The sequence below is a fragment of the Geobacillus thermocatenulatus genome, assembly GCF_002217655.1.
GTDB classification, from domain to species: Bacteria; Bacillota; Bacilli; order Bacillales; family Anoxybacillaceae; genus Geobacillus; species Geobacillus thermocatenulatus.
The window spans coordinates 949006-962442 of sequence record NZ_NEWK01000001.1 but is presented as its reverse complement, the minus strand read 5'-3'; the positions used below and the strand labels follow the sequence as shown (position 1 = coordinate 962442).

Below are 13437 nucleotides of genomic sequence, written 5' to 3'. Positions count from 1 at the left end.
GTGAGAGCAAGAGCGGCGGTGACGAAAATTTGCTTATCTACTAGAAAAATGGGTCTTTTTTTCTTCATCTTTCGGTTCGCCGGAGGCGGTTGGCTGCCGCTTGTCTAGCAAAACAAAAAATCCCCCTCATGTCTATTCGAATGAAGGGGATTTTTGATTCTGCCGCTACACTTCGTCGCTGCCAAAGAAATCGCGGAACATTTGAATCGTCGTTTCGCGGTTTAACGCCGCGATCGATGTCGTCAACGGAATGCCCTTCGGGCACGATTGCACGCAGTTTTGCGAGTTGCCGCAGTTGGCCAGTCCACCGTCGCCCATAATCGCCCGCAACCGTTCGGCTTTATGCATCGCCCCGGTCGGGTGAGCGTTAAACAGCCGCACTTGCGACAGCGGCGCCGGGCCAATAAAGTTGGACTTGCTGTTGACGTTCGGGCACGCTTCCAAGCAGACGCCGCACGTCATGCATTTGGACAGCTCGTACGCCCATTGCCGCTTCCGCTCGGGCATGCGCGGCCCCGGGCCCAAGTCGTACGTTCCGTCGATCGGAATCCATGCTTTGACGCGTTTTAGCGCATCAAACATCCGGCTCCGATCGATGACCAAGTCGCGGATGACCGGGAATGTGCGCATCGGCTCCAGGCGGATCGGCTGCTCGAGTTTGTCAATGAGCGCGGCGCACGCTTGGCGCGGTTTGCCGTTAATGACCATCGAACAGGCTCCGCACACTTCTTCGAGACAGTTCATTTCCCAAGCGACCGGCGTCGTTTTTTCCCCTTTGGCGTTGACCGGATTGCGGCGAATTTCCATGAGCGCCGAAATAACGTTCATGTTCGGGCGGTATGGGATGACAAACTCCTCTTCATACGGATCGGAATCCGGGCGATCTTGACGGGTGATGATGAATCGAACCGTTTTGTTCTCGCTCATCTTACTTCACTTCCTCTTTCTTTTTGCTGTAGTCGCGCTTGCGCGGTTTAATCAACGAGACGTCAACGTCTTCATAATGGAACGCCGGACCATCTGGCGTGTAGCGGGCCATCGTCGTTTTCAGCCATTCTTCGTCGTTGCGCTCCGGAAACTCCGGCTTGTAGTGCGCGCCGCGGCTTTCATTGCGATAATAAGCGCCAAGCGTAATGACGCGGGCAAGCTGCAGCATGTTGTACAGCTGGCGGATAAACGTCGCTCCTTGGTTGCTCCATCTCGACGTGTCGGTGACGCTGATGTTTTTGTACCGCTCCATCAACTCTTGAATTTTTTCATCTGTTTTGAGCAGCCGGTCATTGTAGCGGACGATCGTCACGTTCGCCGTCATCCATTCACCGAGTTCTTTATGCAGCACATAGGCGTTTTCCGTGCCGTCCATCGCCAAAATGTTTTCCCATTTTTCCTGCTCTTGTTTGACATAACGATCGTACAACGTCGACGGCATCGCATCGGCCGATTTCTCGAGGCCGCGGATGTAGCGGACGGCGTTCGGGCCGGCGACCATTCCGCCGTAAATCGCCGACAGAAGCGAGTTCGCCCCGAGGCGGTTCGCCCCGTGAATCGAATAGTCGCACTCGCCGGCAGCAAACAACCCTTTGATGTTCGTCATTTGGTCATAGTCGACCCATAAGCCGCCCATCGAGTAGTGAACGGCCGGGAACACCTTCATCGGCACTTTGCGCGGGTCTTCGCCCATGAACTTCTCGTAAATTTCGATAATGCCGCCGAGCTTAACATCCAACTCTTTCGGATCTTTATGTGACAAATCCAAATACACCATGTTTTCGCCATTGATGCCGAGCTTCAAATCGACGCAAACGTGGAAAATTTCCCGAGCGGCGATGTCGCGCGGCACCAAGTTCCCGTAAGCCGGATATTTTTCCTCAAGGAAGTACCACGGCTTGCCGTCTTTATATGTCCAAACCCGTCCACCTTCCCCGCGCGCCGATTCACTCATCAGGCGGAGCTTGTCGTCGCCTGGAATGGCGGTCGGGTGAATTTGGATGAACTCGCCGTTCGCGTAGTAAACGCCTTGCTGATAGGCGATCGAAGCCGCTGAACCAGTGTTGATGACCGAATTCGTCGATTTCCCAAAAATAATCCCCGGGCCGCCGGTCGCCAAAATGACGGCATCAGCTGGAAACGCTTTGATTTCCATGGACCGCAAATCTTGTGCGACGATGCCGCGGCAAATTTGCTCGTCATCCAAAACGACGCCTAAAAACTCCCAATGCTCATATTTCGTGACGAGCCCGGCCACTTCATGGCGGCGCACTTGTTCGTCAAGCGCATACAAAATTTGCTGCCCGGTCGTCGCCCCAGCATAAGCGGTCCGATGGTGCTGCGTCCCCCCAAAACGGCGGAAGTCAAGCAACCCTTCCGGCGTCCGGTTGAACATGACACCCATCCGATCGAGCATGTAAATGATCCCCGGCGCCGCTTCACACATCGCTTTGACCGGAGGCTGGTTCGCCAAGAAGTCCCCGCCATAGACGGTGTCGTCAAAATGCTCCCACGGCGAGTCGCCTTCCCCTTTCGTGTTGACCGCTCCGTTAATGCCGCCTTGGGCACAGACGGAGTGAGAACGCTTTACCGGAACGAGCGAAAACAGCTCGACAGGCACTCCCGCTTCGGCGATTTTAATCGTGGCCATCAAACCGGCCAATCCACCGCCAACAACGATGATTTTCCCTTTTTTCATAGCTACTCACTCCCTAATAGATTGCTGCTTTTGCTTGCATGCCGCACGTTTTGCCTTGCCGGCCCGCCATCGACCAAGCGATCGTTCGGAGGCGGCTGAGACGTGATCCACCGCGCGCCAACGCAGCGATTCGTCGTCAAATTGATCTCACACCAACCTAAGTGACTTCAACCGCTTCCTTTGTAGAAGCGACATCGTTCCCTGTCAAATTGATTTCACGCAAACGCCAAGATGGCGCGAATGCCGACAATGGAAAGCGCGATGAAAATAATCATCGTAATGTACGTAAATACTTGCTGTGAACGAGGGGACACCGTCAACCCCCAGCTGACGCAGAACGACCATAAGCCGTTGGCGAAGTGAAAGACCGTGGACAAGATTCCAACGATATAAAATCCGAGCATAAACGGATTGTCGACAATGTTGGCCATCATGTCGTAGTTCACTTGGACGCCGAATGCAGCCTGCACCCGCGTTTCATACACATGCCAGACGACAAAAATCAATGTAATGATGCCGGTGATCCGCTGAAGCATGAACATCCAGTTGCGAAAATAGCCGTACTGGCGAGTGTTGAATTTGGCTGTAAACGCGATATAAATGCCGTATACAGCGTGGAACAACAACGGAAGAAAAATAACAAAAATTTCAAGAAAATAGCGGAACGGCAAGTTTTCCATAAACGCCGCCGCCCGGTTAAACGCTTCCGGCCCACGGGTCGCAAAATGGTTGACGACCAAGTGCTGCACTAAGAAAACCCCAACGGGGATAACCCCGAGCAGCGAATGGAGCCGGCGATAGTAAAACTCGCGATTCCCTGCCATTATGTAAACCCCCTTCAATTGAATAAAAATATGTCCCTCTCGCTCGCCATGCGGAAACGGAAACGTCTTCCATTCCCGATTCGCTTGTCACATTCATTGTACTCCCACATTGTACAAGCGTCAAGAAAACACTGACACAAAATGTTCAAACATTCTCATAGTTGCGCCACCTTAGGAAAGAGGATGCACTTCGGCAGCAATTCCGCTATAATGGGAAAATGGAAAGAAAGAGGGGGACATAATGAAACAGCCATCATTCGAGGATCTATATCAGGCGTTCAGCGCCATCACGCAGTCCGCCTTCGGTGTTGAGCTGCTCCGCCATTCGCTTCTTCCCGAGCTGCTTGGCAAAGATGCCGCTTCGCTGCTGTACTGGGCCGGCAAACAGCTGGCGCGGCGCTACCCGCTCGGAACGCTCGATGACGTCGCCGTATTTTTTGAACGGGCGGGCTGGGGGGAGCTCTCAACCGGCGAAGAGCGAAACGACGAACTCGATATCGAGCTGTCGGGTCCTATCATCGCCGCCCGCTTTTCCTTGTACGGCAGCTGCTCGTTCCAGCTTGAGGCGGGATTTCTCGCCCAGCAAATCGAACAACAAAAGCGGTTCGTCACCGAAGCGGTCGAACTGCCGCCAAAGCGGGACGGCAAAGCGCGCATTTTGGTGAAATGGGATCGGAAGCAGGCGGTCGAATGACATGCAACGAACGGGCGCCCGCTCGCAAAACAGGCGCCCGTTCCGCATTATTCATGCAGTTTTTCATAGATGTTCTCCGCCACCGCCCGTGGAATGTTCGCCCGCTGCAGCTCTTCCACCGTCGCCTCTTTCATCTTTTTCACCGAGCCGAAATAATTCAAGAGCGCTTTTTTCCGCTTTTCCCCGACGCCGGGAATGTCATCAAGCACGGAATGGAACATCGTCTTCTGCCGCGTCTGACGGTGGAACGTGACCGCAAACCGGTGCACTTCGTCTTGAATGCGCTGCAACAAATAAAACTCTTGGCTTTGCCGGTCAAGCGGCACGACATCCGGCGGGTCGCCCGCCAAAAGCTCTGATGTGCGATGTTTTTCGTCTTTCGCCAATCCAGCCAGCGGCACATCCAGTCCAAGTTCGTTTTCGAGCACATCCCGCACCGCCGACAGGTGGCCTTTGCCGCCGTCGATGATGATGAGGTCAGGAAGCGGCAATCCTTCTTTCAACACGCGCGTATAGCGGCGGCGCACGACTTCGCGCATCGTTTCATAATCGTTCGGCCCCGCGACCGTTTTCACCTTATATTTTCGGTATTCTTTTTTCGCCGGCTTTCCGTCAAGGAAAACGACGAGCGCTGAGACTGGATCGGCCCCGTAAATGTTCGAGTTGTCAAACGCCTCGATGCGGCGCGGCGCCGGAATGCCAAGACGCTCTCCGAGACGTTCGACCGCTTTGATCGTCCGTTCTTCGTCCCGCTCGATGAAATAAAATTTTTCTTTCAGAGCAATGGCCGCGTTTTGGCTCGCCAGCTCAACAAGCTCTTTTTTCTTCCCTTTTTTCGGCTGGACGACGGCAACGCCGAGCAATTCGCGGGCGAGCTCGCCGTCAATGTCGGACGGGAGGACGACTTCTTTTGGCTTCAAATGATGCGCTTTCGCATAAAACTGACCCAAAAACGTAAGCATTTCCTCATCCGGGTCTTGGTAAAGCGGGAAGATCGACACGTCGCGCTCAATCAGCTTCCCTTGGCGAAGGAAAAACACTTGCACGCACATCCAGCCCTTGTCGTACGCATAGCCGAATACATCGCGGTCGATGAAGTCGTTGAGCATCATTTTTTGCTTTTCCATCGTCATCTCAATCGCTGCAATTTGATCGCGGTATTCTTTCGCCCGCTCAAACTCGAGCGCTTCGGCCGCCTCGTGCATTTTCTCGGCCAACTCCTGCTTTACGTCTTCATACCCGCCGTTTAAAAAGCGGACGATTTGTTCAACCATCGCCTTATTTTGTTCGTCCGACACCGGGTGGACGCACGGGGCGAGGCATTGGCCCATATGGTAATACAAACAGGCGCGCGAAGGCAGCGTCGAACATTTGCGGAGCGGATACAAACGGTCGAGCAGCTTTTTCGTTTCGTTCGCCGCCTGCACGTTCGGATACGGGCCGAAATATTTGCCGCCGTCTTTTTTCACCTTGCGGGTGATGAGCAGGCGCGGATGTTGTTCCGCGGTGATTTTAATAAACGGATAGCTTTTATCATCCTTGAGCATGACGTTGTATTTCGGATCATGCTTTTTGATCAAATTCATCTCCAAAATGAGCGCCTCGGCGTTTGACGAGGTGACGATGTATTCGAAATCGGCGATTTCCTCCACAAGCCGCTGCGTTTTGCCATCATGCGTCCCGGTAAAATACGAGCGGACGCGCGCCTTCAACGACTTCGCCTTGCCGACATAAATGACCGTTCCGTGTTTGTCTTTCATTAAATAGCAGCCCGGCTGTTCCGGGAGCACGGACAGCTTTTCCTTCAGCCGGTCGTTCATGGCCATCACTCCATCCTATTCCTCGACCCATTCGTACAGCGTAATCGTTCCGTACACCGGATCGGCAAGAGGACTGGAACGATACGTCTTCACTTTGCGCACATGGCGGGAAACATCGACTCCTTGGGCGCGAAACCCGTCAACAACATGATTGGTCATATAAATTGTAGCATGGCGATAGTTTTCTTTGTCTTGCAAAAAGAAGGAAAAATGGAACACATCTTTATGCGGAAACGGAACGTGCAAATAATCGAACACGCGCGTCTCCTCCCACGTATATACCACAAACGGCTGCGGCTTGTCACGCAAATCGTCGGCAAGCTGATACACAGCCGGGGGCGTCTTTGCCTGCTCGTGCAACAGCCCGATGCCGATTGCAGACTGCAGCAGCACAACCGCCGCCGCCAGCGCTAATCTCCATGCCTTCGGCGCAGCCAAAAAGCGGCCCCACACATAAAACAGCGCAAAATGAACCAACGGAAGAAGGTGGCGCGGCTTTTCAATGTTTTGCGCCAATAGCGCCCAGACGGCATACAGCAACGCGGAAACGACAAGCGGGCGCGGCCGCTGAAACCGCCCCGTGCGCCAGGCGATGGCGCCGACCACTGCATAGGCGGCCAGCAGCCAAGCGTTTCGGCTGGCCATGCCGGTCCAAAGAAAGTTGTCAAGGACAAAGCGGCACACCCGCTCCCAAAATGGAAGCGGACTCGTCGCCGTTCCCCCCCAGTCGCTGAAATGACCGACGACAAACGCCCAGCCAAGCTTGAAAAACGGCCAAAGGCCGCCTTCCGTCGCCGCGACCGCCGCCACCCAAACAAATTGAAAGGCGGCCGCCGCCAACAGCGATGCCGCCACGCGGCCAAGGCGGCGGTGCGTTTTCCAGTCTTCATGCCAAAGGATCAACAACGCGGCAGCAAACGGGGCATAAGACAAACGGATGCCCATGAGGAGGCTAAACAACACGGCCGGCCAAAGCTGCGCCGGCCATGTTGTTCGCCGCCGCGCCCATTCCACCGCCCATATGTACCACCAAAGCACGCCAAGCGCCGCGCCGTCCGACATCGGTCTGGCGGCGGCCAGGAGCACGTAGCTTGAAGAAAGCACCGAAAGCGCCGCCCATAGCGCCGCTGAACGCGGCATATGGCGAGCGAGCAGCCAAACGATGGGAAAGGCGGCGGAACACAACACGAGCACATTCAAGATCGAAAGCGCTTTGGCCGGATTGGCGACCAGAGCGTGCACTGCCATGCCGCCAAGAATAAAATACGGATAGCCCGGGAAATGCGGCTGCATGGCCAACACATCATAGCGTCTAAGCGCCAAGGCAAAATCCACTTCATCCCATGTGGCCGCATATGGGCTCGCCCAATACAAACAGGCGCCAACCAACCAAGCGGCCGTTCCGACACCAGAGCCCATCCAAAAGCGGTCGCCGAACCGTTTGTCCACCGTATCCCCCTCCAAAGAAAACGTACAAGGCGCTGCTGCCTTGTACGTTTACATGACGCGTTTTTTATTTTCATCCAACACGGCAGCCGGCGGTTTCTCGACCACAGCGCTCTTTTGACCGCGGCGGCTCGCCACCAACAAATACACGACGACGAAGTAGCCGATATAGGCGATCATTTCCTCGAGCGACGGCATCGCTGAATAGCCAAACAGCGCTTTTAAAAAGACGCCGACTTCGCCGGAAAAGACGGGGGCGACGCCATGATCGCGCACGTAATGTTCGTAATCGATCGGATGTTCTGGAAGCAGCCATGTCAAATCATATACATGCGGCATGACGCTGCCAATGAGGCCAATGTCCTGCATCATCGAAATCGCTTGCACGAGCAGCCCAGCGGCGATCAGGACGATAAATGCGCCGGTCACTTTAAAGAACGTCTTCAACGGAATGCGCATCGTTCCTTTAAAGAAGAAGTAGCTGACCAAAGCGGCAATGACGACCCCGGTCGCCGCTCCCCAGCCTTGCATCGCCGCGCCGATGTTGCCGTGCGTAATGGCGGCGAAGAAGAAGACCGTTTCCACTCCTTCGCGCAGCACGACCAAAAACGAGTGGATGACCATGCCGGCGACATTGCCGGCGGTAATAAACTGGTCCATTTTCCCTTCGACGCTTTTTTTCATGTCCCGGCTATGCTCGGCCATCCAGAACACCATTTGCGTCAAGAGCAACGCGGAGACGATCATGATGCCGATTTTCAAATACGTCTCGCTTCCCATTGCCGCAAAACCGGTAAAGACGAGCTGAAACAACATGGCGACGCCGACGCTCGCCGCCACAGCGAGAGCGGCGCCAAGCCATACGTATTTCGTGTATTCGCGGTGACCGACCCGTTTCAAATACGACGTGATGATGCCGACGATAAGCAGCGCTTCCAGCGCTTCGCGAAACGTAATGAGCAGCGCTTGAACTTCCATGCCCCCGCCTCCCCTTTATATTTGGACTAAACCCGCTTCCGACGCCACACATAAATGAGGGCCGCGCCAAGAACCACGACAACGATGACGATGATCGGAATCCAGTTTTTGGCCTCGGACAAATCGGTCCACTCTTTCTTTTGCACTGCATCCGGCTTTTCCGTGGCGCTTTCCGAAAAATGGCCGACTTTTAGGCTTTTGAGGCCAAATTGCTTTTGCAACGCCGATAAAATGGCTTCCTTGCTTTTCTTGAACGTTTTGATGTCTGATTTTTTCTCGCCGACGCCAAACAGCCCCGGGTTGCCAAGCGACTGCAACGCCTTGTCAAACTCGGTGCGCAACTGTTTGTCAAGCGCGGCGTCTTTCCCTTGGATGATTGGCGACAGCGCTTCATACGTCGCAAACGCCTTTGCCAACAGCCGCTTGCTCGTGTCGTACTGATCAAAGTTCGCCTCAATATTGTCCAACCGGCGGGCGATATTGAGCACTAAAATGTTTTCCATGTCCTTGATCACCGCCTGGCGGTCCTTCGCTTCGATGGCGGCAAGCACCGCCTTGGACGGCTCAGGTCCCATATGCATATCGATTTCTTCTTTTACGGTTCCGAAAATTTCCTTCGCTTCGGCAAAATCCGGCGGCTGTTCGTTCAACTTTTCCTTCATTTGTTTGTAAGCTTCGGCAACTGCTTCTTTATTGGGGTCTCCATATGAATAGGCGAATGCTTTCAGCGGAATGAGATTGAGAATAATGATCACTGCTATGTAAAAAAAGAAACGGGATGTTTTCACGTTTCTGATCCCCCTCCATCAAGATCAATGATAATCATTATCATCATCATTGTCAATAGTGGAAAAATGGCCAGCGGCCCAAGGGGGCCGCCTCACGAACAATGGCGTTCCTCCTCCAAAGAAAGCAGATGCGCTTTTCGGTCAATGACCGCTTTTGTTACCGGGCGGCGCATTTCCTTCCAGATGGCCGGGATGACCGCGGTCATATAGGCGGTGAACTTGATGAACGAGCGGCCGGTCGTCCGCACTTGGTAGCGGATCGGCACTTCCTTTAGTCGAAACCCTTTGCGCACTAAGTTGAGCGTCAGCACTTGGGCGTAGTTGTAATCATGAATGATTTCCGCCTCTTCCATCGCTTGGCGGGAAAACGCACGCATGCCGGATTGCCCGTCGTACAGCCGCTGGCCGAGAAGGAGCGACTGCAGCCACGTAAAGGCATAGTTGCCGAGGCGGCGGTGCCATTTCATGCCGCGAATCGTGCCAAGGAAGCGCGAGCCGATCGTATAGTCGGCCTCACCGGCGAAAATCGGCGCCAACAGATCGGGAATTTGCTCGGGCGGATATTCGTTGTCGGCATCGATCATGACCGCGATATCCGCGCCAAGACGGACACACTCTTTAAGCCCCCGCCGCACCGCCGCGCCGAGGCCGCGGTTTTCCGGCCAGCGGCAAATGTAGTCCGCTCCCGCTTCTTTCGCCGCTTCAGCGGTCCGGTCGGTTGACCCGTCATCAATGACCAAGACGCTGACCTCTACATCGGGATGGAAATGACGCGGAATGCGGCGAATCACTTCCCTAATCGCTTCTTCTTCATTGTGCGCCGGCAAAAAAACGATGACGCGCTGCTTCTTCATCGCTCTCCTCCTTCCGCATCGCTTCGATTAAAACCGGGCCGCGGCTATGGCTCGGATACGGCGCGCCAAGCAAATAGGCAATCGTCGGCGCCAGCGAAACAAGGCTTTTTTTCTCATCGACTCGTTTTCCTGCTTCAATCGCCGGGCCGTATAGAAAAAACGGCACATACCGCTCCCCTTCATCGAGGTGGCCGTGGCCGCCGATTCCATCCGCTTGGCCATGATCGGCGCAGACGATCAGCGTCGCGCGCTCAAGCTCGCCTCGCTCCTCAAGCCAACCGACAAACTCTGCGATCAGCGCATCGGCTTCTTCAATTTTTTCGATATACTCGTCATACAGCACCCCACGGCTATGGCCGGTCTGGTCGGTGGCGATCAATTGCACAACGAGCAAGTCCGGGTGCTGCTCTTCCACAATGCGTTTCGCCCGCTCGATGATATAGCGGTCGGCGAGGTCGTTCGGCATGACGGCCGTCACCGTTTCAACATCATCGCCGAACGAATCGACCAAATGAGCGATGCCAAGCAAGCGGCCCGTTTTCCCTATCTTTCGGAGCGAATCGAAAATCGTTTCGACTTTCGCCCCAAGCTTCCACACCATATTCGAGCGAATCCCGTGCTCAAACGGATACGTGCCGGTGAACATGGAGGTGAAGCAAACGACCGTGCGCGCCGGGTACACGGTCTCCATTTGCGCAAATTCCGTCCCTTGCGCGCGCAACTGCTTTAAAAACGGGGCGTTGGCCGCTTCAAACCGGTCTTTGCGCATGCCGTCAATGACAATGACATACACTTTGTCACTGATCGGCACGGTTGGACTCGGCACATTGTTCGTATAAGTCGGAATGATCTCCGGCTGCCAGTCGAATAAATTCCGATGCAAAATCCATGAAAACAGCCACACCCCAGCGGCAAACAGCCAAAGCGCCCCACACAGCGGCGCCAAAGCCGTTCCTTGCTCGATCTGCCGTGAAGCGTATTCCCATACAGACAAAAGAAGAAAACATTTTGGCAGCTGCTCTTGGGCGTTGCCGCTTGTCGAATCGCTGTTTTTCAGCACCAGCTTCCAAAAGCGGGTGAAATTCCACCACGACGTGCCGATGCGCAAATGGTAATAAAGCGTTCCCCAAAAAAAGACGGTAAAGAAAAAGTAAAGCCCCGACGCCAACAACAACAACAACGAAGCATCAGCGAACGACCAAACGATGAGAAACACCACATAAGGGATCCATAAATAATTGCGCAAAAACAATGGATAATCGTAGACATAGTAGATGACAAACAGCGGCAACGCCGCCGCCAGACCGAGCAGCCACCCCCATGAGCCGCCCATCCAATCAGCGGCATGGTAGATCATCATCGTTCCGGCGACAAAAATCGGCGTGAACGGTTTCCCTTCGTTCAACAAATTCCAGCAGCGCGCCGCGATTTTTTCGAATCGTGATGCTTGTTTCATCGCTTCTCCCTTTCCTTTTTCCATACACCCCGCACCATCTGCCAGTCGGACCGCCAAAACCACAATACCGCGGCACCAGCGGCGTAAGAAAACAAAAACTTAAACGCATGGGTCAACACTGCCGCCGCATATGCTTTCTCCCACGGTGCGCCGAGCCGGGTCAACGCAAACGCCATCACCGCCTCGTATGTTCCGATCCCGCCGGGGGCGACTTGGGCGATCTGGCCGGAAACGGTCGCGCTGTTTGCCCACACCGCCTGTCCAAAGGAAAGCGGGATGCCGACTGCTTTCGCGATCACGCCAATGACGGCCGCTTCACACAACCAGCTCGCCGCCACAGCCGCAGCGATCTCCACACCGCGGCGGCCCTGCAACACCGTCCGCCACCGGCGCCATAACCGTTCGAGGCGGAGCGGACGGCGAAACATCACGAGCACAAGCGCTCCCCCTGCGGCGGCCGCCCCCGCCAGCGGAAGGCCGGGAATCCAATGCATGTACACATACACCCCCGCTGCCGCAAAAACGCCCAGCACGGCCATGTCCAATAGCCGCATGACCGCAACCGACTCAATCGCCTCAGCGGCGGAAACACCCGGCTGACGGGCAAGCACAGCGACGCGGGCGGCATCGCCCATTTTGACGGGGACGAGATGATTGATCAACAAGCTAAGCAACACCCCACGCCAATAGATGGAAAAGACGAGCGGTTTCCCGACATATTGCTTCCATGCCCATGCCCGCAGCCAAAAGGACGTGCCATACACGAAGACCGCAGCAGCCACGGCAGCCGGATGGCGGGCCAGCCCGGAGAGATGCCGAAGCAACGCACGGCCGTCGAAATAGCGATACGTCAGCCAACCAAACAGAACAACCATGGCCGCTCCGGCAACCTGGAGCCCCGCCTTGGCCGCCCTACCGCTCATATTCACGCGCCCACGCCACCGTACGGGCGAGCCCTTCGGCAAACGGCACGTTCGGCCGGTAACCAAACGCCCTTTCCGCCTTTGTGATGTCCGCCCATGTTGCCTTCACGTCCCCTTTTCGCTCCGGCGCGTGCACGATTTTCATATCGGGAAAGTGCTTCCGCAACTCAGCGAGCAACTGCTCCATGGTGACGGGCGCCCCGGCGCCCAAGTTGAACACTTCGCTTCGCCCGCCGCTGCGGTGAAGTGCTGCGATCATGCCCTCCACAATATCATCGATGTACGTATAATCGCGCGCCGTCCCCTTGCCATACACGACAATCTCCTCGCCCGCCAGCAATCGGTGCAAAAACGTGCCGATCGCCATATCCGGACGACCCCACGGCCCGTAAACGGTGAAATAGCGGAAAATCGTCATTTGGTAGCCATACAAATGGGCATAGGCATGACAAAACGATTCCGCTCCGTATTTCGCCGCCGCATACGGCGACACGACGCGGCCGTCAGCCATCTCTTCCCGGAGCGGCACATTGCCGCGGTCGCCGTACACCGATGACGATGAGGCAAACAGCACATGCGCCGCCCCCGCTTCCCCCGCCGCCGCCAACACATTGACCGTCGCTTTGATGTCATAATCGATATACGCGAGCGGCTCCTCGAGGGAATACGGCACGCCCGGCAGCGCCGCCAAATGGTAGACGACATCCGGGCGGCATTGGGCAAACCAGCGCATCGTTTGTTCCCGGTCGAGCAAATCGAAGCGGGCAAGCGGCACCCGCCCGCCCGTGAGCGCCTGAAACTGCCGCGCTTTCCGTTCGGCAGGATAATAGGGATGAAAACAATCCACTGCAGCCACGTCATATCCGAGTCCGCTTAACCGGGCGGCTAGATGGCTGCCAATAAATCCGGCTCCTCCAGTGACAACGATTTTCAACGGTTTCACCCCATTACAAAATGGACTATCCATC

12 protein-coding genes are annotated in these 13437 nt (G+C 55.4%); 1 reads left to right on the top strand and 11 read right to left on the bottom strand.

Annotation, left to right across the window (positions count from 1 at the left end; genetic code table 11):
• Positions 1-165 precede the first annotated feature (165 nt).
• From sdhB to B9L19_RS04855, 3 genes are all read right to left on the bottom strand, one after another.
• Positions 166-927: a succinate dehydrogenase iron-sulfur subunit gene (sdhB, locus tag B9L19_RS04865; RefSeq protein ID WP_025949412.1), complete on the bottom strand. Its 762-nt coding sequence runs from the start codon at positions 925-927 to the stop codon at positions 166-168.
• Between the two features lies 1 nt (position 928).
• Positions 929-2686 (bottom strand): succinate dehydrogenase flavoprotein subunit, encoded by a 1758-nt coding sequence (sdhA, locus tag B9L19_RS04860; RefSeq protein WP_025949413.1) that lies wholly within the window; start codon positions 2684-2686, stop codon positions 929-931.
• A gap of 215 nt (positions 2687-2901) precedes the next feature.
• Positions 2902-3510, bottom strand: coding sequence for a succinate dehydrogenase cytochrome b558 subunit (locus B9L19_RS04855; protein ID WP_047752699.1), 609 nt, complete (start codon positions 3508-3510; stop codon positions 2902-2904).
• Positions 3511-3751: 241 nt separating this feature from the next.
• On the opposite strand from B9L19_RS04855, the gene B9L19_RS04850 reads away from it, so the two are divergent.
• Complete coding sequence (locus B9L19_RS04850) at positions 3752-4204, top strand: YslB family protein (protein ID WP_025949415.1); 453 nt, start codon at positions 3752-3754, stop codon at positions 4202-4204.
• Positions 4205-4251: 47 nt separating this feature from the next.
• Here B9L19_RS04850 and uvrC read toward each other — a convergent pair whose 3' ends face one another.
• The 8 genes from uvrC to B9L19_RS04810 form a co-directional block, all read right to left on the bottom strand.
• A complete protein-coding gene (gene uvrC / locus B9L19_RS04845; protein WP_047752698.1) occupies positions 4252-6024 on the bottom strand; it encodes an excinuclease ABC subunit UvrC in 1773 nt (590 codons plus the stop codon).
• 15 nt (positions 6025-6039) lie between these two features.
• Positions 6040-7473: a hypothetical protein gene (locus B9L19_RS04840; protein ID WP_047752697.1), complete on the bottom strand. Its 1434-nt coding sequence runs from the start codon at positions 7471-7473 to the stop codon at positions 6040-6042.
• A gap of 48 nt (positions 7474-7521) precedes the next feature.
• Complete coding sequence (locus B9L19_RS04835) at positions 7522-8448, bottom strand: FTR1 family iron permease (protein ID WP_025949418.1); 927 nt, start codon at positions 8446-8448, stop codon at positions 7522-7524.
• Between the two features lie 26 nt (positions 8449-8474).
• On the bottom strand, positions 8475-9236 hold the full coding sequence (locus tag B9L19_RS04830; RefSeq protein WP_047752696.1) for a hypothetical protein: 762 nt from the start codon (positions 9234-9236) through the stop codon (positions 8475-8477).
• Between the two features lie 92 nt (positions 9237-9328).
• Positions 9329-10090: a glycosyltransferase family 2 protein gene (locus B9L19_RS04825; RefSeq protein ID WP_025949420.1), complete on the bottom strand. Its 762-nt coding sequence runs from the start codon at positions 10088-10090 to the stop codon at positions 9329-9331.
• Complete coding sequence (locus tag B9L19_RS04820; RefSeq protein WP_047752700.1) at positions 10047-11546, bottom strand: alkaline phosphatase family protein; 1500 nt, start codon at positions 11544-11546, stop codon at positions 10047-10049. The genes B9L19_RS04825 and B9L19_RS04820 overlap by 44 nt, the downstream gene beginning before the upstream one ends.
• Positions 11543-12469: a lysylphosphatidylglycerol synthase transmembrane domain-containing protein gene (locus B9L19_RS04815; protein ID WP_025949422.1), complete on the bottom strand. Its 927-nt coding sequence runs from the start codon at positions 12467-12469 to the stop codon at positions 11543-11545. The genes B9L19_RS04820 and B9L19_RS04815 overlap by 4 nt, the downstream gene beginning before the upstream one ends.
• A complete protein-coding gene (locus tag B9L19_RS04810) occupies positions 12459-13403 on the bottom strand; it encodes an NAD-dependent epimerase/dehydratase family protein (protein ID WP_047752695.1) in 945 nt (314 codons plus the stop codon). Before B9L19_RS04810 ends, B9L19_RS04815 begins: the two co-directional genes overlap by 11 nt.
• Positions 13404-13437: the final 34 nt, after the last annotated feature.

Excerpts from the sequence above, each read along its gene's own strand:
- B9L19_RS04825 (WP_025949420.1), bottom strand. The coding sequence starts at position 10,090 with ATGAAGAAGCAGCGCGTCATCGTTTTTTTGCCGGCGCACAATGAAGAA.
- B9L19_RS04820 (WP_047752700.1), bottom strand. The coding sequence starts at position 11,546 with ATGAAACAAGCATCACGATTCGAAAAAATCGCGGCGCGCTGCTGGAAT.
- B9L19_RS04815 (WP_025949422.1), bottom strand. The coding sequence starts at position 12,469 with ATGAGCGGTAGGGCGGCCAAGGCGGGGCTCCAGGTTGCCGGAGCGGCC.
- B9L19_RS04850 (WP_025949415.1), top strand. The coding sequence starts at position 3,752 with ATGAAACAGCCATCATTCGAGGATCTATATCAGGCGTTCAGCGCCATC.
- B9L19_RS04835 (WP_025949418.1), bottom strand. The coding sequence starts at position 8,448 with ATGGAAGTTCAAGCGCTGCTCATTACGTTTCGCGAAGCGCTGGAAGCG.
- B9L19_RS04855 (WP_047752699.1), bottom strand. The coding sequence starts at position 3,510 with ATGGCAGGGAATCGCGAGTTTTACTATCGCCGGCTCCATTCGCTGCTC.
- sdhA (WP_025949413.1), bottom strand. The coding sequence starts at position 2,686 with ATGAAAAAAGGGAAAATCATCGTTGTTGGCGGTGGATTGGCCGGTTTG.
- uvrC (WP_047752698.1), bottom strand. The coding sequence starts at position 6,024 with ATGAACGACCGGCTGAAGGAAAAGCTGTCCGTGCTCCCGGAACAGCCG.
- sdhB (WP_025949412.1), bottom strand. The coding sequence starts at position 927 with ATGAGCGAGAACAAAACGGTTCGATTCATCATCACCCGTCAAGATCGC.